Below are 22,120 nucleotides of genomic sequence, written 5' to 3'. Positions count from 1 at the left end.
CTGAAGAACTTTATCAAATTCTGAGGAGTTTACGACGAAGGATCTCCTAATTTATGGCACATTTTCTATAGAGGGTAAATGCCACATTCAAGAGATCCCTGTGTTCGGGTTGAAGAAAATAGTCTTAAATAACCATTGTCTTACTTTCTTCATCTTCGCTGATTTCAGCAATCTTCCTTTTTTTGCTCGAATTATGTTCCCCAAATTGGAAGGTGGGACTCCAAGAAGTTAAGTTCGCTTTATGGCTGCTGTCATTCTCAGCACAATCTTCGACCACAAGTGGAGAAAATTCTTGCTCAAACGCATTGTAATCATAGCCAGGAGTTAGAATTCGCTCATTATCCTCAAACTCAAAATCAGATTGCGCAATCCACTCATTCGTTTGCTCTTCCTTAAATGGATTGCAAATGGGCTCCGCAGTTTCTTGTAAATTATAACCTGGAGTTTTGGGGATCACATACTCCATAGTCAGTTCGTTTTCACTCCAGGTCGCCTTGTAATAATATTGGGACTCATTAAAATCAGCGACAATTTGCGGTAAATAGGTCGGTAAGGCACCATAATCATAATCACTGTAATAGGCAAGAATTTCTTCGCCTGGTTGAATTTGGCCTGTCGTTACATAAGAATCCGATGCAAAATCAAAACGTACATTCATCCCACTTCGGTGTTGTGCCCCTTCTATGCAATAGGCCTCCGACGCTTGATTTTTAGTATAGAGATATCCTCCCCGGCCTGATTGCACTAGGTAATTTATGTCTAGATTACGTTGTTTCGCCCATGATTTCATCCCTTCTTCTGGCACATCATCCATTCTCTGGCCAACCAGTTGGCAGAGTCGTTTTTTTGCAGGGATTGTCTGGCCACTAAATAGAGAGTAACGGATTTCCCCATTCCCTCTTACCGTAGGAGCTATAAATAAATGGTAAGGTGAGTTTCTTTTTAGCTCCATTTTTTGATTTGTTTGAAAACGCGCCACCTCTTCTACTTTATCCAAATCATAAATTTTAGGATCTAAATTGCTGTCTAAATACATCTGCTTTTTATGTTCTCTTTTGCGCAGATCCGCTTTCTGCGTTAATAAATGAAAAAAGTCTCTTATTGCATCGGGTGTATGTATTTCTTCAGGATTAACTTCTTGCTCTTGTGTTTTAGCCAAATCCTGCAGAACTTCAATCAAAGTTTGTGGCTGGCGCCAGATTTGCGGACGATCTTTTGTAAAGTATTCATCTCCATAAGAAATAGTCAGCTCATCAGCAAAAGCAATTTTTTTGGCCGCGACATAATAGGCATGATAATCAAATTGAGTTGTACCAAACTCGTCTTTCCATCGACGACAAATGACCTGTACTTCTAAATTAGGCTTTCCCGCGTGATTAACCCAACGTGTATTAGAGCCTGCTTTCAACATATCAATGACTACGGCATATTCATCATTATCATCTAAATTTAATTTCCACACATAAGTAGAATCACCTTGATAGTCTTTGACTTCTCGATCTATTTTAGCGCTAGGCCTTATACCGAATAAATCTATGCCTTTGATTTCTCCGACGATTTCTCCTTTGACAAACGATTTAGCTGCATAGACTCCCAGTTGTTTGGAACCAAGACTGGGAATAGCCGCTATAATTACCCCTTGATCATAATCGGTGGATAAATAATCAAAGTCGGGTTGGTCGCATTTATCCTTCACGTAATTACATAGTCTTAATTGAGACTCTCCGCTCTCAGGAAAAAATAACAATTGTTCAGCTAACATTTCTTCTTGAGCTTGCAGCTGAACTCCTTTATTCAAAAATTTAACATTTTTTGGGGGCATATTGATTCTACGTCATTTTATTTGCCACGAATTTTAGTGAAAAAAAATAACCTGTCCAGCTATTTCCTGGATGAAAAATTAATCTTTATTCTCACCTGCCTCAATCGGAGGTGTTCTCCTTGATGTATGCCCATGAGCGTCACCCGAAAAGCCCAAGTCATATCGGTACAATTATCGTGAAGAATGCATTTGAACATCCACATGCGAGCGAAAGGCACGACCTAAGCCCATGTTTTTGGGGGCACGCCTACCTGCATGTAAAGTGCGTTAATAACAATTTGTGGACTTTTATTGGTGTGTGCCCTGTGCGTGTTGGATAAATAACCGTTTTATAGGGGACAATCCATTACATACATTTAAACCCAGACCACGCAGGGTAACAAGAGGCATAAAGGAATTACTGAATAAGCGCTTGAAGCCTTCCATTAACAAAATCGTTTGCCATACGGCATTTTTACGCTCGCGTTGATAAGCGCCTAATGCCTTTTTAGATACAAGTTTACCATGAGCAGCATTCAAACAATCCATCCAGGAATATACGTCAGCCAACCCTAAATTGAGGCCTAATCCCGCCAAAGGATGGATTGTATGGGCTGCATCCCCCAGAAGTAACCAACGATTTCCCACATAGTGTTTGACATGTCTCATTTGTAAAGGAAATTGATGACGTGTGCTTATGACTTCGACCTGACCTAGCTTTCTGGCAAAAGCTTCAGTTAAGGATGCATTAAACTCCGACACTGAAAGATTCATTAATCGTTCAACATGTGCGGGTTTAGTAGACCACACGATGGAGCATTGATGTGCATCCGCTAGAGGTAAAAATGCCAAAGGACCATCAGCGCGAAACACTTGATAGGCAGTCTGCTGATGCTCTTTCTCTACAGAAACGGTTGCAACGAGTGCATGTTGATCATAGGACCAGCTGTTTAAAGGCACCTTGAGTTGTTGACGGACTGGAGAATTGGCACCATCAGCCACCATTAACAATTGTCCTTCCCAAGTCTGCTGCTTACTGCATACTCGAACGCCAGCTTCTTCGCAAAAAACCTCTTCCACACGGCATTCAGGAAATAAATGAATTGAAGATTGGGTAGAAACCTGCTGCAGTAAAGCATGTTTTAAGACAGACTCTTCAATGATGCTCCCTAGATTCGATGCACCCACGTGACGTGAATCAAAATCAATATGTGCTTTACTTTCAGCATCCCAAACATACATGCGACGATAAGGAGAAACACGTGCACTCACCAAGTATTGCCAAGCATTTAATTGCTGCAAGAGAGCCTGTGACGCATGATTAATCGCATAGACTCGGGTATCTGATTGTGAATTTTCGACTTTTAATGAACCCGCATCAATGACTGCTACCGTGAAACCACGTTGAGCCATAGCTAAGGCCGCAGTTAAGCCCACGATACCACCACCAATGATTAATACATTAAATTGCAGACTCATTTCATTTCCTTCATAACTATTTTTGCAGCTTTGGCAAAGCAATTTCACAGACTAAATCAGGAATTACTCCCCCGAATCCACGTGCATATCGTGCTAAAAGATTCTTCAAAGCAGGGATATTATCCAGAGCAATCAATCCTAACCCACGCACAATTCCCAATCCAGGTAAACGGCTAGTAAACACTTGGATTAAACCATCGGTTAAATGAGTGATGGCCTTTTGGTCATGAGATCTTAATTGCACATAATGCTGGAGCATTTCTGCATTGAGTCCCCTCTCAGCGATGCATTGTGCAAGCATAGCTACGTCTCTAAGTCCAAGATTAAATCCTTGTCCTGCTACAGGATGCAAGGTGTGCGCCGCATTACCAACAAACACTACGGGCCATTTGGTTTGTATTGGCATTAAAACTTGTTGCAAAGGAAAGGAAAAACGTTTCCCTACTTTGGCAAAACGGCCTAAGCGATAACCAAATGCGCATTGTAACTCTCGTAAAAAATCAACCTCAGATAAAGACAACAAGCGTGCTGCTTCCTTGGGAGGCACAGCCCAAACCAAAGACATTCGATTTTCTTGCATCGGTAAAAGCGCCAAAGGACCATAACTGGTAAAGCGTTCGTAAGCACGATGTTGATGAGGCTTTTGCAAGCCCACGTTCGCTACAATTGCGTGTTGACTATAGAGTTTGGTTTTGGAAGGTAATGAGCAAAAACGACGGACTTCCGAATGCGCACCATCAGCAGCAACAATAAGACGTGCCTTAATTTTTATTTCACCCGAATCAGTGAGAACGGTCGCTGAATGGTTTTCATAATCCAACGCCTGTAAACTCGCTGGAGCAATCAACTGCTCATGAGGCAGCAGTTGATGCAAAGCCTGATTGATGTGCTGCATTTCAGCAACATAGCCCAAAGGAGAATCCAACTCGCCTTGCAGGCGTGATGTTCCAAAGTGATGTTGATCGGAAACATGAATCATGTCTATAGCAGTTACATGCTCTTTAAGAAGATCCCAAACGCCAAGCATCCTTAAAATACGTCGACTCGCGGGCGATAGTGCTAGGGAGCGTGCATCAAAATCAGGACTTATTTTATCACTAAAAGGCTTAGCTTCTACTAATAAAGTACTATACCCTAACCCTTGCAATGCAAGCATTAAAGTGGCACCTGTTAAGCCTCCTCCAATAATCAGTATATCAATCTCTTTATTAATCACGCATTAATGCCTCAATTTCATCTACATCCACAGGTAATGCTGCAGTTAATACTTCATGCCCTGTTTTCGTTACTGCCACATCATCCTCAATACGTACACCAATACCCCACCAACGCTTATCCACTCCCGGACTGTTTGAGCTAATGTATAAACCTGGCTCAACCGTTAAAACCATCCCGGGTTCTAAGGCACGCCATTCACCATTAATTTTATAAAGACCGCTATCATGAACATCCAATCCCAACCAATGTCCAGAATTATGCATGTAAAACGGTTTATATGCTTCTTGGGCAATCAATTCCTCTACATCTCCTTGTAAAATACCTAAGGCGCATAATCCTTCAGTGAGAATGCGGACCATGATTTGTTGTACCCCATTCCACAGCAGACCCGGCTTAATCGCCGCAATCCCCGCTTTTTGCGCTTTGAGCACCAATTCATAAATACTTTTTTGTTCAGGGCTGAATTTGCCATTGATAGGAAAGGTTCTGGTGATATCCGCAGCATAATTTTCAAACTCCCCTCCTGCATCAATAAGGACCAAGCTGCCTCGATGCAAAGGTTTGTTGTTTTCTGTGTAGTGCAAAATACACGCATTTTCACCACTGCCCACAATAGGATCATAAGCGACACTACGGCAACCATGACGACTGAATTCATAAACAAGCTCTGCTTCAAGCTGATATTCATGTTCCAAATGCTTGCAACGACGCATTGCGTGTTCATGTGCTTTCACGGAAATGCTGGCTGCTCGACGCATTAAATCGAGCTCCGCATCGCTTTTAAATAAGCGCATTTCACCTAATATAGGCTCCAAATCACACAACTGGTCTGGCACCTTAACTCCGCGTCGTACTTGACCTTTAAGGGCTTTTAATGACTGCATGATCGTTTTTTCCATCTCTGGATTTCGAGCCAGTGCGTAATAAATGGCTGACTTACCATTTAATAATTTAGGTAGCTCTTCTTCAACACTGTCTATAGGAAAAGCAGCGTGCATGCCCAACTCAGAAAGCGCCCCATCTTGTCCAAGACGTTTTCCTGTCCATTGTTCTTCCGCCGGATTACGTATACGATTAAATAAAATACTCTGAGTATTTGCTCCCGCAATAAGTACCAATAAAGCATCAGGTTCATTAAATCCGGTGAGATAATAAAAATTACTGTCCTGACGAAAGCGATAATGCGCGTCACCGTTACGTAATACTTCATGAGCCGCCGGGATAATGGCAATACTGCCTGCGGGCAATTTTTGCGCTAATTTATTTCTTCTTATTTGGTATTCTTGTTGGGAAATCATTGTAACTTCCTTTTTTAATGAGTTATTCCAGTATGACCACCACGTTCTCTTTCATTCATAATTAGATCACTATGCAAACGCAGAACTGCCATCCGTGCATATTCACTGACTTCCATTAATGCACGTTCATCTTCTTCGTCAACATCCAAGGTATCACAATCAAGTTCAGCAAATTCAATAAGATGTTGAAATGCATCCTGAGCCTCTTCTTCATGCAATTGGTTAAGACCTATACCAGCTAAAGTTAATGCTTGGGTAAACCCTTCGCACCACTCACTAAAGGCTTGTGCCCTTAACAATAATGATTCCTCTTCATCAGGAAGCATCATTTGAAATTTAAAATCCAAACTGTTAATTTGTTGCTGGCTTATAGAAAAAACAGCAAACATGGCTAAAACAGCATTGCGGCTGGCTTCATCCTTTTTATTATTTAATAAAGCACGTAAATAAGCTTCTCCTTGACTGTCAGCACCAGCACATAGGTAGCCGCACATCATCCCATGCAATAAGCTGGCTGATATATGCAGCATTAAAACAGAAATGGATGCAGAAAATTCATCATAATCAGGTAAATGCAAATGTTCTCTTTCTTCAGACATATTTAACTCATTTATAGAAAAAATACCCCATGATACCCGATTTAATGCAAGCGTTCATCCTACTAATTGCTGCTTGCGATCAAAATTGTTACTATTCATAACAGCTCTCTATGGAATTGCAAAGGTCTTATTATGACGCAGATGAAATCGTGTACTGTTAAATTACTCAATAAAACATATGAAATTAAATGCCCGGAAGGTGAAGAACCCAATTTATTGCTTGCGGTGCAAAAATTAAATCATCAAATCATGATGAATAAAAAGAAATCGAAACAGTTGGACAATTTCCAAGCCTTATTGCTCGCTGCACTTGATATTAGTCATGAATTGATACTATGTAAAAACAAACAAGCACAACAGCAACATCAGGTCACTCAATTTATTAACTCCCTGGAAAATAAAATCAATAAAATGGTGGGTGGAGAGATGATAGAACGAATTCCAGAAATGGATTAATTGATTTATTCTGGATTTGCAAAAAATGTTCCCGCCTCTTTCGCGGGAAAGCTAGCACACATGCTTCATCTCTTATCATGTGGGCTTTGTTGATTAGATAGTGTGGAAGAATAGAATAAGAACTAAGCTGTCTCTATCATTCCCCTGAGGAGAGAATCGATACATTAGGCATCATGCCCAATGGAGAATGGATTACCGCCTTCGCTGGAATGACCGGCGATTTGTTCAACAAAGTTTAATAAGAGGGACAATAGATCTTGATTAAAAGGACTTAAAAATGAGACGCCAATGGTATATAGGATTTGGAGTAGCCTTATTATTTACTCTTGCCCTCTTTGCGATGTTCCATAGCATCAAATGGTTTTTCGCTTTTCTCATTCCCCTTATTGTGATTTGGATCTACGATTTGATTCAAAAAGAACATACCATTCTGCGTAACTTTCCCGTCTTGGGGCATGTGCGCTACTTTTTAGAGTTTCTACGTCCAGAGATTCAACAATATTTTATTGCTACTGATGAAAGCGAACTTCCTTTTAATCGTGAAATACGTTCTCTCATTTATGAGCGCGCCAAAAATACTCGTGACACAGTCCCTTTTGGTACCGAGCGCGATATTTTAAGTGTTGGCTATACTTGGGCCCTACATTCTTTAGCTCCAAAACATCATTCAGAGGTCGAACCCCGAATTATGGTAGGTGGGCCAGATTGCCTCCAACCTTACAGTGCCTCTCGATTTAATATTTCCAGCATGAGCTTTGGGGCCCTGTCTGGTAAAGCAATTATGGCCATGAACAAAGGAGCGCAGATTGGTGGTTTTTATCAAGCCACCGGTGAAGGGGGGTTAAGCGCCTATCATTTACAAGGCGGCGATCTGGTATTCCAATTTGGAACTGCCTATTTTGGTTGTCGTGATGCTCAAGGCAATTTTGACGAAAAGGAGTTCGCCGCTGAAGCCAATCGTAAAGAAGTAAAAATGATAGAAATAAAACTCTCGCAAGGAGCCAAACCCTCTCATGGAGGCATCTTGCCTGCTGCCAAGTTAACGGAGGAAATTGCAAAAGTCAGAAAAGTCCCTATGGGTCAGGATGTACTCTCTCCTATAGCTCACTCTGCTTTTAGCACTCCTGTAGAGTTACTTTATTTCATAAAAAGATTACGCGATTTATCTCATGGCAAACCGATTGGCTTTAAATTATGTCTGGGCCGAAGAGATCAATTTCTCGGCATATGTAAAGCCATGTTAAAAACCAATATCCTGCCTGATTTTATTACTGTTGATGGTGCAGAAGGAGGAACTGGGGCTGCGCCAGAAGAATACATTAATTTTATAGGCACACCGTTAGAAGCAGGGTTAGTCTTTGTGCATAATGCCTTGGTAGGAATTAATGTAAGGGATAAAATTCGTGTTATCTGCAGTGGTAAGGTTGCGAATGGATTTGATATCCTGACTAATATCGCTTTGGGTGCTGATATGTGTAATTCTGCACGCGCAATGATGATGGCTACCGGTTGCTTACAGACGAAACAATGTAATGCAAATACTTGCCCCACCGGAGTTGCAACGCAAAATAAACGCTTACAATATGGCCTCGTTGTCGATCAGAAAAAACATTATGTAGCTAATTTCCATAAAAACACCATGAAAAGCTTTTTAGAAATGGTTGGCGCGCTCGGTTTGGACAATCCCAGCGATTTAAAACCCATCCACATCATGAGGCGAGTCAGCGTGCAAGAAGTCAAAACATTTAATGAAATATATGATTATCTTACACCAGGACAACTATTAGGCTCCGATATTCCTCAGAGTTATAAATCTCATTGGGAAATGGCCGATCCTGATAAATTCTAAGTTTAAAAGCCATCACATGGTTTTTCTAGCGCCTGCAACCAGGATACTGTCTACGAGTACTCCTGGACGCAAACACCTCCATCTTCTAAACCCGTCGGTATAAAAAACCTAAAGATAAACAAATTTTTACACTAAGACCATCCAAGTAATGCATTACTTCCACTTAATATTGCATCCCAAACTTGGCTTTTGCTCTGGACTCACTGGTTTTCCAGCAAGGAGATTATCGAGGGCATTTTGTAAATGCGAGCCGGTTACCGGTTTATTATTTCCTGGTGTTGATTCATCCAAACAGCCGCGATAGACACAAAGCATGTCTTTATCAAAAATATAAAAATCAGGGGTACATGCTGCTTTATAGGCTTTGGCCACTTCTTGTGATTCATCATACAAATAAGGGAAAGAATAATGAAAGTTTTCCGCTTCCACTCTCATTTTTTCTGGGCCATCAGCAGGATATTTTTCGGCATCGTTGGAACTGATTGCTACAAATTGAATCCCTTTCTTCTGATAAGTTTCCGCTAATTCAACTATTTTTGTCTGAATATGTTTCACATAAGGACAATGATTACACAAAAACATAATCACTGTTGCAATCGGTGATTTAATCTGCGCAAGGGAAACCAAGTGATCATTGCGTGTATCTACTAAAGTAAAATCAGGTGCTTTACTTCCTAATGGAAGCATGTTTGAAGCAGTTGCTACCATAATTACCCCTTATTAACCCAAAATAGGCACTAGAACACTATCGTATTCGTCTCGATTCCTCGTTGCAGGAGAATATCAACAAATAGATTGAGTGAACATGAATTGAAGTGTTGAGTGATCTTCATTTTGAACAAAATTTCAAAAAAGAATTGCGGTTGCATGGTAAACGAAAAATCCAGGGTAATCAAATGGCACATTCTGAATGGCTGACTGGTATGCCGCTTATTTAATAGAAATCAATTCCCTAGGGCTCATATTTTATCTACCATAGTTTATTTTCTTCACACAATAAGCAATTAAAAGGCAAACAAGCTCTATTTTATCTATACTTTGATACAGGTCGCTTTACAGATTAAGGTAATAGAAATGGCTTATGACGCATTAGATTTCCCACGAGAAAGGATGGATGAAATTCTTCGAGAATTTAATCAATTAATGGAAGAACTAGAAAAATCATTTGATACCCTCTCTGAAGAAGAAAAAACTGTTTTGGATGGTCTAGATGATGATCTGGCTGAATTAAGTGAACTTCAAGAGGGCAAGAAAGACACTCCCCCACTTGCAGTGGAAAAGCTCCTTGAATTAGATCTTCAAACTGCCCTACGCACCGTTATTGCTGAATTCCGACCCACTAAAATTGGTGATTTACAGATGCAATGTCAAAAGTTGATAGACCACCACGGTTTTGCGACCTTTCGAGAAACATTTGATGCACTTTTGATTCAGGCTGAATCGTTAAAAAGCCAGGAATTAAGAGCGATGAAGCATATTAATCGCTACTTGATGAACAGAATGGCGGATACCTTTGCCGCCATCGCCGCAGAAGGCTCAAAAACTTACGCTAAAAGCATTATAGATGTACTTAACTTAAATCAGTATTTTCGAGTAGAGGGTCTTGAAGCAGCGAAAACAGACAGTAATAAAGCAAAGGAAATGGCCATCAAAAAGGTTGAGACTGAAGCGGCTCAAGCCCGAGAGGAAATAAGAGCGGAACTAAAAGAGAAAATAGAGGCAATAAAAAAACAAGGGCAGCCTGAAGAGACACAGAAAGACTTGATTGAAAACGCCAACGAGGAAGCCACACAGAAGCTCACTGCGATTAATAAGGAAACCGCAAAAAAGATCACTGCAATTAAAGAACAAAAGGACTGCCTTCATCTCGTTAAGGAACTAACCATCAATCTAATTCAGGCTAAAGCAGCTCAAGAAATAGAGCACATAAAAAAACAAGAGCCTGAAGGCGAACAGGAGCAGTTGATTGAGCAAGTCAATAAGGCAACTGCTAAAGAGATTGATGCGATTAATGCCCAAGAGGACCGTCTTCAATTAGCCAGGGAGATGGCTAGCAAATTGGCTCAGACTGAAGCATTCGCAAAAATAAGGGATATAAATCAAAAGGTACTTACTGAAGCAGAACGAAATCAATTGATTGAACAAGTTAACCAGGAAACCTCCGCAGAAATCAATGCAATTCAACAGATGGAAGTAATATCACCCGATTATTACGTCCGAGCCGAACGCCGTATTTTTGAAGAACAGGTGTTTCAGGCAGCAGAGAAAGATGGATATCAAAAGGCGAAAAAACTGACCATCAAAGCCATTGAATCGGAACGAGACAAAAAAATAGAGGAACTAAAACAGCAAGAACTTCCTGAAAATGAAACGTTAATTGAGCAAGTCAAAAAAGAAGCCGCTGAACAAATCGCTGCAATCGAACAGATGAAAACCATGCCACTGGATTATTACATCGAAGCGGCACGGCGAAAGATGCTCGTAGACGATACACGTAAAAAAGCTCTTTTTCAGCGCTATGATAAAATAGCGGATTTCGTACTCAAAGACATACTGTCTAGAGAATCGATGGATGAACGAACCTTAGTGATGGAGCGTTATCTGTTAATCACTGAAAAACTGATGGCACAAAAACATTATGATGCGGCACTCCCCATTTTTGGAGCATTACAACAAACTCCTATCTTTCGTTTGGCAAAGACAAAAGAGGGATTATCAACTCATGCACAGCACGTTTTAGAAAAACTCGGTGAATTGCAGAACGATGCAAAGAATTTTGCAGCGATTAGAGGGCGTTGTGAGCGTGAAAATACCTACGTTCCTTTGAATTTTACCGTGACTGATATTACCTTTTCTACGGATGATGTTAATCCATTTATTTTAGATAGCAAAGGAAAAATCGTTAGAGGCTGTGATACATTACCCGGGATGGAACGAATAATCTCGAACTGTGTTAAAGCAGCTGCAAGCAAACCCTCTGAACCTGACAACACCCTATCCCTGGAAATGGAGGCACACCGAGAGGAATTAGCCACAAAAACAAAAAAAGAGATAGAAACAGCTCAAGATAAAGCGTCACAGCAGTGTGAGACTCGAGGTGCGCTTCCTGAAGCCAGTACCTTACTTTCTAAGTCAAAGTTAAAAAAATTAATTCACTTAGGAATAGTAGTGCCTCCCAAAAGAAGCGAACAAACGCGGAAAATAGAGGAGGCATTTCACGACTTAAAAAATCGGATACAAAGCAAGTTAGATCACCTAAAAAATCTGGTAGCCCGTTATGAAGACAAGGCCGAACGTAAACTTTCTTCTATTGTAGAAAAAATGCAAAATGCAGTTACTCCTCTTTTTGAACGGATACACACCTCATTAAAAGATTCCATTCAAAACAGTAGTCAGCGATTTCGTGAGTTCATGCTGTCTTCTAAAAAAGAAAAAGAAAATGAAGATCAGGAAGGTGAACGCCCCCATACTTTTTAAGTCTGCACCAGGCCATTCTTGACTTTCATCGAGATGGCCATGGTATAATCAGCTTAACCCGATAGCGAGAGATTTTAGAACCAATGCTAACAGCATGGGAAGCATCCTGAAATCGGCGTTGTGCAAGCCCACCTTGGAGTGGGAAGCCTGAACCGATTCATTCGCTACCCACTTGAACCTCAGGGTTCATAATCCATGTCTGTCGGGCTCCTTTCTTTTGAGATGCAAAAATCTGAGGGAATGCAGAATTTTCGTCACCCGATCTAATAATCTTGGTAAATAGTCGCGTTTGGTATCGAGTGTCTAATGACGTTACTTCATCAATTGTTCTTTCAATAAAAGATACTCATCTCTAATCTTGGCTGCTGCTTCAAACTCCATGTTTTTGGCATGCAAATACATTTGTTTTTCCAAGGTATTGATGTGTTTTACTAATTCTTGAGTTGACCAGTGCAAATATTCTGGACTGGGTTCTGCAACAGCGATGTTGCGTTTTCCTTGATAAGCACCTTCCATAATGTCTGTTATGGATTTGCTAATCCCTTTGGGGGTGATGCCATGCGCTTCATTATATGCCTTTTGCTTCTCACGTCTTCGGTCGGTTTCATCAAGCGCTCTTTGCATGGAGCCTGTGATTTTATCCGCATAAAGAATGGCACGTCCCTTCACGTTACGCGCAGCCCGCCCTATGGTCTGAATCAAAGAGCGATCAGAACGTAAAAAACCCTCTTTATCTGCATCAAGAATTGCAACTAAAGCCACTTCGGGCATATCCAAACCTTCACGTAATAAATTGATCCCCACCAAAACATCAAATACACCTAAGCGCAAATCACGAATGATCTCCACCCGCTCCACCGTATCGATATCGGAATGCAAATAACGTACTTTAACGCCATGCTCATTTAAATAATCCGTTAAATCTTCTGCCATGCGTTTCGTTAAGGTGGTCACTAAAACGCGTCCATTTTGTTGGATCACTTGACGAATTTCTGACATTAGATCATCAACTTGAGTACGAACAGGTCGAATTTCTACTTCCGGATCGACAAGACCGGTGGGACGCACTACTTGTTCTGCAACATTATCAGAATGTTCTTGTTCATAAGGACCTGGAGTAGCTGAAATATAAATCGTTTGAGGTGAGCGTGCTTCAAACTCTTCAAACCGTAACGGTCGATTATCCAGGGCTGAAGGAAGTCTAAAACCATACTGCACCAACGTCTCCTTACGCGAACGATCCCCGCGGTACATACCGCCAATCTGGGGCACGGTGACATGAGACTCATCAATAATCAGCAATGCCTCTTCAGGCAAATAATCAAATAAGGTTGGGGGTGGTTCGCCCGCCTCACGACCAGATAAATAACGGGAATAATTTTCAATACCCGAGCAATAGCCCAACTCCAACATCATTTCCAGATCGAAATTAGTGCGTTGCTCCAGACGTTGGGCTTCAACTAATTTATTTTGCTCCTTAAATTCAGCCAGACGCTCTTGTAACTCCTCTTTGACCCAATCTACAGTTTGCAAAATACGATCACGAGGGGTCACATAATGGGTTTTAGGGAAAATCGTAATCCGGGGGAACCGTTGCAAAATTTCACCAGTGAGCGGGTCAAACTGAGCAATGTTTTCAACCTCATCATCAAATAATTCAATGCGTACCGCATCGCGTTCTGAATCGGCTGGAAAAATATCAATAATATCACCATGCACGCGAAACTGACCACGTTCCAGGGACAAGTTGCTGCGCGTGTACTGCATTTCAGCAAGTCGTCTTAAAATTTTACGCTGATCGGATTGTTCTCCACGGGAAAGATGTAATACCATACGCAAATAGGAATCCGGATCACCCAAACCATAAATTGCCGATACCGTTGTGACAATAATCGCATCTTTACGTTCAATTAAGGCTTTGGTTGCAGACAAACGCATCTGTTCTATGTGCTCATTGATGGATGAATCTTTTTCAATAAAGGTATCTGAAGCGGGCACATAAGCTTCTGGCTGATAATAATCATAGTAGGAAACAAAATATTCGACCGCGTTGTCGGGGAAATAGGCTTTAAATTCACCATAAAGCTGAGCAGCAAGCGTTTTGTTGGGCGCCATAATTAAGGCAGGCCGGCGCATGGATTGAATAACATGTGCTATAGTAAAGGTCTTGCCCGAGCCAGTAACCCCTAAAAGGGTTTGTTTGGATAAACCGGATTTTAAGCCGTCAATTAATGAGGCTATGGCTGTCGGCTGGTCACCAGCGGGCTTATAATCGGCATATAGTTTAAATAAATCTTTCATATCTTATTAGTATATCGCACAGGAGCAACAAATGGATATCGCATTAGCAAAACGCGTGCAAAAAGTTAAGCCTTCACCTACTTTGGCCGTAGCAGCAAAGGCCACCCAAATGCGTGCTCAAGGGCATGATGTTATTAATTTAGGTACCGGTGAACCCGATTTTGACACACCCGATTACATTAAAGAAGCCGCTATTGCTGCGATTAATAAAGGGTACACAAAGTATACTGCAGTTGACGGTATACCTGAACTCAAAGAAGCAGTTAAAAATAAATTTAAAAAAGATAACGGCCTTGATTACCAGCTCAATCAAATTTTGGTTTCCGTTGGTGGCAAGCAAAGCTGTTACAATCTCTGTCAAGCGCTGCTTAATCCTGGTGATGAAGTCATTATTCCTGCGCCATACTGGGTCTCTTATCCCGATATGGTCTTATTGGCCGAAGCAACCCCGGTGATTATTTCTACAACCCCGGCACAACGTTACAAAATCAACGCCCAGCAACTCGAAGAAGCCATCACCCCTAAAACGAGGCTCATCTTTTTAAATAGCCCATCCAATCCATCCGGAGTAGCATACACATTGGATGAATTGAAAGCTTTAGCCGAGGTCTTGAAAAAACATCCGCAAATTATTATTGCTACCGATGACATGTACGAACACATTCTTTGGAGCCAACCTTTTGCGAACATTCTTAACGCCTGCCCCGAATTATATGAGCGAACAATTGTCTTAAATGGTGTATCCAAAGCGTATGCCATGACAGGATGGCGCATCGGTTATGCAGCAGGCCCGCTGCCATTAATGAATGCGATGAAAACCATCCAGTCCCAATCAACCTCAAATCCTTGCTCTATTGCCCAAAGAGCCGCTGTAGCCGCACTATCAGGCAGCAATGAAAGCGTCGTCGAAATGGTTAAAGCCTTTCGCCAAAGACATGATTTTGTCGCGTCCAGATTGCAAGAAATACCTGGAATAGAAGTGATTCCAGCGGATGGTACTTTTTATATTTTCCCAAGCGTACAAGCAATCATTAAACAACGCGGTTATCAGAATGACCTTGAGTTTTCTGAAGAATTACTCGCTAAAGAAGGCGTGGCGTTAGTACCCGGCTCTGCTTTTGGCAATGAAGGCTGCATCCGTTTATCCTTTGCAACCAGCATGGAAATACTGCAAGACGCCTTAAACCGTCTACAACGTTTTTGCAGTTAGATAAATCCCCTCTCCACAAGGGGAGAAGGTGCCCGCCAGGGCGGATGAGGGAATTAAATTACAAATAATTCCCTCACCCCTACCCCTTTCCCTCAAGTTGGGGAGGGAATTTCTACTAAATGGAACATGTAGAATGTAATCCTGCCACCCAAAAAGCTGCAAATAAAACAAATTTTAAAAAATTATTTATTAAATCTACTTGACCCTCAATCAGAATCGTTTTAAGATTCCGACCCTATTCCCCGGTAGCTCAGTCGGTAGAGCGGATGACTGTTAATCATTAGGTCACAAGTTCGAGTCTTGTCCGGGGAGCCAATCCCAGTCTAGGTTTTGGCGAAATTCAATCAAACCTTAAATTTTACGGCTCTTCCCCATTTCCGGGGGCACTAATCAAGAACGCAAAACTTTAACCCTTAACCTGTAATTTTCAAAATTTCTAAACCCGTAAGCACGTCTTTGAATCAGTTTCATCTTACGATGAAACCCTTCCGCGTCAATGGGGTCAGGCCTTGAATTGTGAATTGTACCGGTTTTTTATTGGCACGTAGTTGTAATTCAAAATTCAAGGCCTGACCCCACAGGTGCTGTCCTTACATACGATGATTTCTTGCGAACCCGCTTACTTTGGCAATGACTACAACGAGCTAATCGGTTATAGGTTACATCTAATAATAATGGTTGATATCCGCTCACTTTTACTATGGAAAATCCAGGTAAATTTAGGATAAGATTGTACTTCGGCACTTTAATCTCCTTTAGATCGCTAAATCAAGGACTTAGTTTAGACTAAGTTGATTAAAATGCCCCCTTATTTGGGGTAGAGCCAATTCTTTCTGATAATGCAAAAATCATTGAAAAAGAATAAGAATTAAGGCTATGAGCATGACCTTTTGATCGGTCGGTTTTATCAATATGTGAGCCCAGTGGGATTTAGAATGATCGTGAGAATTGTTTTGATGGACTGAGTTTGTGAAGTCGACATAGTTCTTTTTGTGTATATAAAATCTCATATTACTCTTACTTTATCTTTTCTTTGAAAAATTAATCTATTTATTGACTCAATTTGCATGGTTTTTTCTGTTGCTGAGTAGGGTGAGATGTTTTAATAATCCACGTTTTATTTACTGATAAAGCTATTTTTATTGATAATGTGCGTCAATTGTACTAACATATAATTAATAGAAATTATTTTGAGAAATATTATGACCAGTGCTAGAAAGGTGGATAATACAAAAACACCTACGGCTAAAGACCCAAGAAGGGTGAAAAGACCGCAATCAAGGACTGTGCGCGCTAAAACTTCCCGATTGGGTTTTCGTGCATCTGAATCGCAAGCCAAAATAATCCGAATGGCCTCTGATATAAGTCATAAGTCATTGACTGAATTTATAACGGATAGTGCGTATCAAGCTGCTGAAAAAATTATTTTAGATCAGAGACTTTTTATGGTTTCTGGCGATGTCTTTAATCAATTTTCTGAAATTCTAGATCGCCCAGAGCAAGACAATGAAGGGCTAAAGGATTTATTTTCTTCATCATCTCCATGGGATTTAAATGACGTTAAAAAAACCTGAACCTTTAAATAAAGATCATAATTTAACTGATTTTAATAGTAATTACCCTGAATTAGATGAATGGTTAAAAAAATATGCTTTTCAAGCAAAAATGTCCGGTTCTGCCAATACCTTTATAGTTGCTGATAATAATCTTGTAGTTGGTTTTTATAGTCTTACAGTGGGGCAGGTAGATGTTGATGAGGCATCTGAACGCATAAAAAAGGGAATGGGCAAATATCCTATTCCTGTTGTCATATTAGCAAGATTAGCTGTTCTTCATACTTATCAAGGAAAGGGTATTGGGAAGGCAATGCTTAAAGATGCAATATTAAAAACCTTACAAATTGCAGAACAAGGTGGTGTAAGAGCTTTATTAGTTCATGCTATAGATGAGAAAGCCGAAACCTTTTACAAACGATTTGGATTTGAACCTTCTCCAATAAGAGAGAATCAATTATTACTTCTTTTAAAAGACGCTAAAAAAGTAATATCTGAACAACATTGAGCTAAATTTCACGTCAAGTCCTCATTAAGTCTGATTAATCTTAAATGGGATTTATAACAGAAATGTTCACATCTAACTTAAATGAACAAAAAAGATAATTTCCTTTGATTTGAAAAATATTTATTCTGTTAATGATAAGGTCAATTGCAATAGATAAAAGAACTGCATACATTGATATTTTTGGATTAATTTAATGGCTCGAAAGCAGATCGCAATTGGTGTAGTGCATAATTTGCCAATGGATTTTCAAAAGGTATTATCTTCTGACACGAAGGAGCTAGCTGTATGGGAGAGCATTACACCACTTGCCCGTAATGAATGGATATGTTGGATTGAGTCTGCCAAAAAGGAAGCTAATGGGGTCAGGCCTTGAATTGTGAGTTTAATTAACTTTTAATGAAAAATTCACAATTCAAGGCCTGACCCTATATGTCCTATACTTCTCAAACGAGTTAAATAGGACAAATTTATACTGTCGATAATCAACTCAGTATCTACGCTGAGTGTCAGGGATACTCCAAAGTCCAATAATTTATCAAATTAGCGATTGGAGGATACGAGAAAACGAAGCAGAAGGCGTTTCGCATGGGGTACATCGACAAATGCATCACGTGCATGGAGGATAACGTGGTTATTGATAATCAGTAAATCCCCTGCTTCCAGAGTGAAGCGTAATTCAAGATCAGGGTGAGTGGCAAGACGATCATATAGGTCAAACAAAATTTTTGCTTCAGGATCAATTGTAACTCCCGGATGACGGTCTGCACTTCGGAAATAATCTGAGAGATAAACCTTTTTCAGTTGACCCTCATGGTGTGCGCAAGGTGTTATCCAGACAACAGGGGGAGTTCCTGGAGCTTGTTCGTTGCGTAAGTCGAGTAATACAGGCTCAAACAATCGGTGTATCAGATGTGGTGACTCGCTGAGTAATGCATTGAATACAGAAACGGAACTCGTCAAGCGACTTTCCCCACCTTGTGCCGCAGGTCGGATGGTAAGGAGTCCGACTAGGTCAGCGCCGTCGCAATGAGGACGAAATTCCTGGTTTGTGAGGTAATTCCGTGCATAGTTGATATTTACCTCGGGGTGATTACATACTTCGCCAATGAGGTCATTTTGTGGGTTTTGGATGCCTAAATGGCCAAATTGACTGCCGAAAATTGCCATGAATAATTTAGCGCGCGCTAGGGACCAACGCTCAATCGGAATACCGCGGATCAGGACAAAGCCTCGACCTTGAAACAATGCAGTGCAACATTCATCAACAAGTAATTGTAAATTGACATTACCCCAGTCTCCTGGCCCGATTTCATCAAGCCTGATATTTAATGCTTCGACTTCATCAACTAAAGTATCTATAGCGTTGATTTCAGCTAAAGACAAATGATGTGCGAATGTTTCAGGACTTCCAATTTCCTTAGCCTTCCAGGCGCATTCGCCTTTAAGCTCTTGCGTAGGAATTGAGGTATGTTTTCTGGTAAGAAAATGAATGCCTTGTTCTAAAGTGGTATATGTTTTCATACGTAGGTTTCTTCAGGTTCGGTACCTAGGATCAATGCGGTCAAGTTTTCGCAGAAAAGTAGGCCAGGCAAACGTACCCAAGGTTCCATCGTACCAAGCGCGACTCATTTTATGAACTTTTTCAGGGATTCCCTGTATCGGTTTATTAAGTTCTCTGCTATGGGTTGTGGCGCGCAACTGCATGGAGCACGCAGATTCTAAGTAGTAAATCAGTAACCAGGCAGCCCCACAGTTAGGTCCCACCGCTAAGGTTCCGTGGTTGCGAAGCAGCATGAGATGTTTGGAGCCTAAATCAGCAACCAGCTTTTCCCCTTCCTGAGAATCAAGCACAATACCTTCATAGTCATGATAGGCAAGCTCGCCACTAATGATCATGGCATTCTGCGTCAGCGGTAATAGCCCTTCTGCGCACACAGAGAGCGCCACACCATCTAGGGTATGAAGATGGATAACGCATTTTGCATCGTCACGTGCCTTATAGATTGCACTGTGGATGGTAAAAGCTGCTGGATTGATCATTTTGCTTTCCGACTCAATAACATGACCTTCTACATCAACCTTCATCAGGCTTGAAGCGGTCACTTCTTCAAACATTAAACCGAATGGGCTTAGCAGGTAATGGTGTTTGCTTCCAGGTACTCGCATTGATATATGAGTGAAGATCAGATCGTCCCAACCTTTCCAGGCAACAAGACGATAAAGTGCAGCTAAATCGACACGTGCAGCCCATTCGTCAATAGTCATACCTCTAGGGCACTCTTTATAGTATACCCCTGCAGTAGTCATTTCTACCTCCCTCTGCCCAGAGCTTTAACCTAAAGTGAAAATGAGCTTATGAATTAAAAGACTTTTTCCAATCTTTCTCTCATAAAATATAGTATATATTTTCAAGCTAAGGGACGTGAGCGAAATAATTTCCCGTTTTTGGAAAATTCGCGATCCAATTTGTATGGGGCAAACTCTATAATTCCAGCGTTTAAAAATATCATCAAATTTGATCCAATGGACTCTTTAGAGCTAATGGGGTCCAGCCTTGAATTGTGAATTGAATTAACTTTTAATAAAAAATTCACAATTCAAGGCCTGAGCCTATATGTGCGTGCGTGGCGTAAAATTCGTCGATGGTATCAGAGAAATCAAACAAAATGGTTCAGTAGAGAAGGGGAAATCTGCCTGATCTTTTTGGACTATACACAACTTTTAACCGTCGCTCTATCATTATCTACATATATCCGTAAAATACACGCCAAATTAGTTTAATAAAGACTCAGTTATAAATAAAATTAAGAGATTTTATATGAAAATAACTTTGAACAATAATCAGAGTATACATTTCTAATAGGATACCAAAAAGAAGATAACTACAGAGCTCAGTTAAATAATTTAGCAAAAAAAACTTTTGGTATTTCATTTGAAGATTGGTATCAAGCAGGGTATTGGAATGAAAAATACATACCTTATACTCTGTTTTATGGAGACAGGGCCGTAGCTAATGTTTCGGTCAACATAATGAATTTTCAGGTATTAGGTCAGCAGCAGCGATATATTCAAATCGGCACAGTCATGACCGATGAGGCGTATAAAAATAAAGGATTCAAACATCAATGAAGTTCTATTCGGATTTACTCCAAAAGATTGTACTTCTTATGAAATAAAAGAAAATATTGGGGATGATGTCCTTTTTATTCAGCAAGATAAGGATAGAATTTTTGTTGAAAATAAAGTGATGTTTCCTGTGTTATCTCATGCCTAAAAAGAACGGCCGAGTTTTCATTGCCAGTTTGGGCTGGATATGCGATCCACACGGCTCCTGCATCAAAAACTATTCTCTAATTAACCAACAAAATTAATTTTTGAGTTTCATTTACAGGTAGTCAGTTTCTCATCTTCCCCATATGGGTAAATACTTTGGAATATCTCAAGATTTAGAGTCAGGAATATTCATTAAATAAAGTTTCTAAGAAACGAGTTCTATTTCCAATTGACTTTGTGCAATTGCTTTAGCTTCTTTTTCGAAAAAAGCATCCATTTTTCTTTCTATTGACCCTATATGTCTCGTGTTAATTTTTTGTTGCTGGAATTAAAGTCATTGTTAGTCTAAGGCTTAAGCACCGAATTCAAACTAACAATGGTTTAAAAAAATTGTGGCTTGTGCAATCGTAGAAGATATTTTCACTCCAGATCCCTTAGACATTTCTGAATTTGATCCAAAATTCGAAACGATTTTTAGTTTATTAGAAAAACTGGGTATTCATTATTTTGAGGGAAAACAATTTGTAAAAAATAATATTTCTCATTTATTTATTACCGCTGTTGATGCTCACTATCATGGATGTGGATTATCCAAAAAAGTAAATAATGAAGCCATGAAGTTATCTGAAAAAAGAGGTTTTGGTTTCATGTATTGTGAATTTACTAACGATAGAAATGAAAAAGGCACTATTGGTCCTATGGAAAATAAAAAAACATTAATAGGTTCATGCACTTATAACGATTTTGTTTTTAAGGAACAATCACCATTTCAAGGGCTTGAAGGTTCCGCTAATTCTTATCTCTGGGTATTAAATCCGGAAGCAAAATTGACCTATTACCAAAAAAAAGAGCAAGAGAATGAATTGGTATCTCAACCCTTTGATTCTGAATTTATGCAATCAAACTATGGGATCAGGAAATAATTTCCCCATTAATGGGGTCAGGGCCTGACCCCATCCGTTCATACCTTCTCTAAATTTTTAATTCAAGACAGTTGCTACTTGCTGATTTGGCTTAATCGATATGACCAACCTAGTTAGGAGATAAAAAGAACTCCTCTCTTAACTAGACACCTATGAGCTTATCAACTGCCTAAAT

General features: G+C 40.3%; 18 protein-coding genes, 1 tRNA gene, 1 other RNA gene and 2 pseudogenes. 11 read left to right on the top strand and 11 right to left on the bottom strand.

Annotated features, from left to right (window positions below):
- Positions 1-124: 124 nt before the first annotated feature.
- The 5 genes from OQJ26_RS10285 to OQJ26_RS10265 form a co-directional block, all read right to left on the bottom strand.
- Positions 125-1,798, bottom strand: coding sequence for an SET domain-containing protein (locus OQJ26_RS10285; RefSeq protein WP_265703745.1), 1,674 nt, complete (start codon positions 1,796-1,798; stop codon positions 125-127).
- Positions 1,799-2,110: 312 nt separating this feature from the next.
- Positions 2,111-3,280 carry an FAD-dependent oxidoreductase gene (locus tag OQJ26_RS10280; RefSeq protein ID WP_265703744.1) on the bottom strand — a complete coding sequence of 390 codons (1,170 nt, stop codon included), beginning with the start codon at positions 3,278-3,280 and terminating at the stop codon, positions 2,111-2,113.
- 16 nt (positions 3,281-3,296) lie between these two features.
- Entirely contained in the window at positions 3,297-4,496 is a 1,200-nt protein-coding gene (gene ubiH, locus OQJ26_RS10275) for a 2-octaprenyl-6-methoxyphenyl hydroxylase (RefSeq protein ID WP_265703743.1), read from the bottom strand.
- Positions 4,489-5,796, bottom strand: coding sequence for a Xaa-Pro aminopeptidase (gene pepP, locus OQJ26_RS10270; RefSeq protein ID WP_265703742.1), 1,308 nt, complete (start codon positions 5,794-5,796; stop codon positions 4,489-4,491). Before pepP ends, ubiH begins: the two co-directional genes overlap by 8 nt.
- A 14-nt stretch (positions 5,797-5,810) precedes the next feature.
- Positions 5,811-6,395, bottom strand: coding sequence for a YecA family protein (locus tag OQJ26_RS10265; RefSeq protein WP_265703741.1), 585 nt, complete (start codon positions 6,393-6,395; stop codon positions 5,811-5,813).
- A gap of 132 nt (positions 6,396-6,527) precedes the next feature.
- Here OQJ26_RS10265 and OQJ26_RS10260 point away from each other — a divergent pair, with 132 nt between their 5' ends.
- Together OQJ26_RS10260 and OQJ26_RS10255 are read left to right on the top strand one after the other, a co-directional pair.
- Complete coding sequence (locus OQJ26_RS10260) at positions 6,528-6,851, top strand: cell division protein ZapA (RefSeq protein ID WP_265703740.1); 324 nt, start codon at positions 6,528-6,530, stop codon at positions 6,849-6,851.
- Between the two features lie 277 nt (positions 6,852-7,128).
- A complete protein-coding gene (locus OQJ26_RS10255; RefSeq protein ID WP_265703739.1) occupies positions 7,129-8,700 on the top strand; it encodes an FMN-binding glutamate synthase family protein in 1,572 nt (523 codons plus the stop codon).
- Between the two features lie 153 nt (positions 8,701-8,853).
- On the opposite strand, the gene OQJ26_RS10250 is transcribed toward OQJ26_RS10255, so the two are convergent.
- On the bottom strand, positions 8,854-9,408 hold the full coding sequence (locus tag OQJ26_RS10250; RefSeq protein WP_265703738.1) for a thioredoxin family protein: 555 nt from the start codon (positions 9,406-9,408) through the stop codon (positions 8,854-8,856).
- Between the two features lie 366 nt (positions 9,409-9,774).
- Here OQJ26_RS10250 and OQJ26_RS10245 point away from each other — a divergent pair, with 366 nt between their 5' ends.
- Positions 9,775-12,177: a RasGEF domain-containing protein gene (locus OQJ26_RS10245; protein WP_265703737.1), complete on the top strand. Its 2,403-nt coding sequence runs from the start codon at positions 9,775-9,777 to the stop codon at positions 12,175-12,177.
- 52 nt (positions 12,178-12,229) lie between these two features.
- Positions 12,230-12,390, top strand: a non-coding RNA gene (gene ssrS / locus OQJ26_RS10240) — 6S RNA.
- A 99-nt stretch (positions 12,391-12,489) separates the two neighbouring features.
- On the opposite strand, the gene uvrB is transcribed toward ssrS, so the two are convergent.
- Positions 12,490-14,478 carry an excinuclease ABC subunit UvrB gene (uvrB, locus tag OQJ26_RS10235; RefSeq protein WP_265703736.1) on the bottom strand — a complete coding sequence of 663 codons (1,989 nt, stop codon included), beginning with the start codon at positions 14,476-14,478 and terminating at the stop codon, positions 12,490-12,492.
- 31 nt (positions 14,479-14,509) lie between these two features.
- Between uvrB and OQJ26_RS10230 the strand changes: the two genes are divergently transcribed.
- Together OQJ26_RS10230 and OQJ26_RS10225 are read left to right on the top strand one after the other, a co-directional pair.
- The gene (locus OQJ26_RS10230) at positions 14,510-15,688 is read left to right on the top strand and encodes a pyridoxal phosphate-dependent aminotransferase (protein WP_265703735.1); all 1,179 of its coding nucleotides are present in this window, start codon (positions 14,510-14,512) and stop codon (positions 15,686-15,688) included.
- 239 nt (positions 15,689-15,927) lie between these two features.
- A tRNA-Asn gene (locus tag OQJ26_RS10225) sits at positions 15,928-16,003 on the top strand.
- 75 nt (positions 16,004-16,078) lie between these two features.
- On the opposite strand, the pseudogene OQJ26_RS19465 reads toward OQJ26_RS10225, so the two are convergent.
- Positions 16,079-16,177 (bottom strand): annotated as a pseudogene (locus tag OQJ26_RS19465) (transposase); the annotation flags it as partial.
- Between the two features lie 99 nt (positions 16,178-16,276).
- Positions 16,277-16,432: pseudogene (locus OQJ26_RS19535) on the bottom strand (ISL3 family transposase); the annotation flags it as partial.
- Between the two features lie 458 nt (positions 16,433-16,890).
- On the opposite strand from OQJ26_RS19535, the gene OQJ26_RS10220 reads away from it, so the two are divergent.
- The 3 genes from OQJ26_RS10220 (at position 16,891) to OQJ26_RS10210 (ending at position 18,122) form a co-directional block, all read left to right on the top strand.
- Positions 16,891-17,262 (top strand): type II toxin-antitoxin system TacA family antitoxin, encoded by a 372-nt coding sequence (locus tag OQJ26_RS10220; protein ID WP_265703734.1) that lies wholly within the window; start codon positions 16,891-16,893, stop codon positions 17,260-17,262.
- Positions 17,243-17,749 carry a GNAT family N-acetyltransferase gene (locus OQJ26_RS10215; protein ID WP_265703733.1) on the top strand — a complete coding sequence of 169 codons (507 nt, stop codon included), beginning with the start codon at positions 17,243-17,245 and terminating at the stop codon, positions 17,747-17,749. Before OQJ26_RS10220 ends, OQJ26_RS10215 begins: the two co-directional genes overlap by 20 nt.
- A gap of 193 nt (positions 17,750-17,942) precedes the next feature.
- A complete protein-coding gene (locus OQJ26_RS10210) occupies positions 17,943-18,122 on the top strand; it encodes a YdeI/OmpD-associated family protein (protein ID WP_265703732.1) in 180 nt (59 codons plus the stop codon).
- A 167-nt stretch (positions 18,123-18,289) separates the two neighbouring features.
- Here the strand turns inward: OQJ26_RS10210 and OQJ26_RS10205 are convergent, their stop codons facing one another.
- Positions 18,290-19,270: a TauD/TfdA family dioxygenase gene (locus tag OQJ26_RS10205; protein ID WP_265703731.1), complete on the bottom strand. Its 981-nt coding sequence runs from the start codon at positions 19,268-19,270 to the stop codon at positions 18,290-18,292.
- A gap of 12 nt (positions 19,271-19,282) precedes the next feature.
- Entirely contained in the window at positions 19,283-20,056 is a 774-nt protein-coding gene (locus OQJ26_RS10200; protein ID WP_265703730.1) for a class II aldolase/adducin family protein, read from the bottom strand.
- 784 nt (positions 20,057-20,840) lie between these two features.
- On the opposite strand from OQJ26_RS10200, the gene OQJ26_RS10195 reads away from it, so the two are divergent.
- Together OQJ26_RS10195 and OQJ26_RS10190 are read left to right on the top strand one after the other, a co-directional pair.
- Positions 20,841-21,023 carry a hypothetical protein gene (locus OQJ26_RS10195; protein ID WP_265703729.1) on the top strand — a complete coding sequence of 61 codons (183 nt, stop codon included), beginning with the start codon at positions 20,841-20,843 and terminating at the stop codon, positions 21,021-21,023.
- 391 nt (positions 21,024-21,414) lie between these two features.
- Entirely contained in the window at positions 21,415-21,945 is a 531-nt protein-coding gene (locus OQJ26_RS10190; protein ID WP_265703728.1) for a hypothetical protein, read from the top strand.
- The last annotated feature ends 175 nt before the right edge of the window (positions 21,946-22,120 follow it).

Origin of the sequence: Legionella sheltonii (genome assembly GCF_026191355.1) — a bacterium.
Classification (GTDB): domain Bacteria; phylum Pseudomonadota; class Gammaproteobacteria; order Legionellales; family Legionellaceae; genus Legionella; species Legionella sheltonii.
The sequence above is the reverse complement of the archived record's forward strand: the minus strand, read 5'-3'. Positions and strand labels throughout refer to the sequence as shown.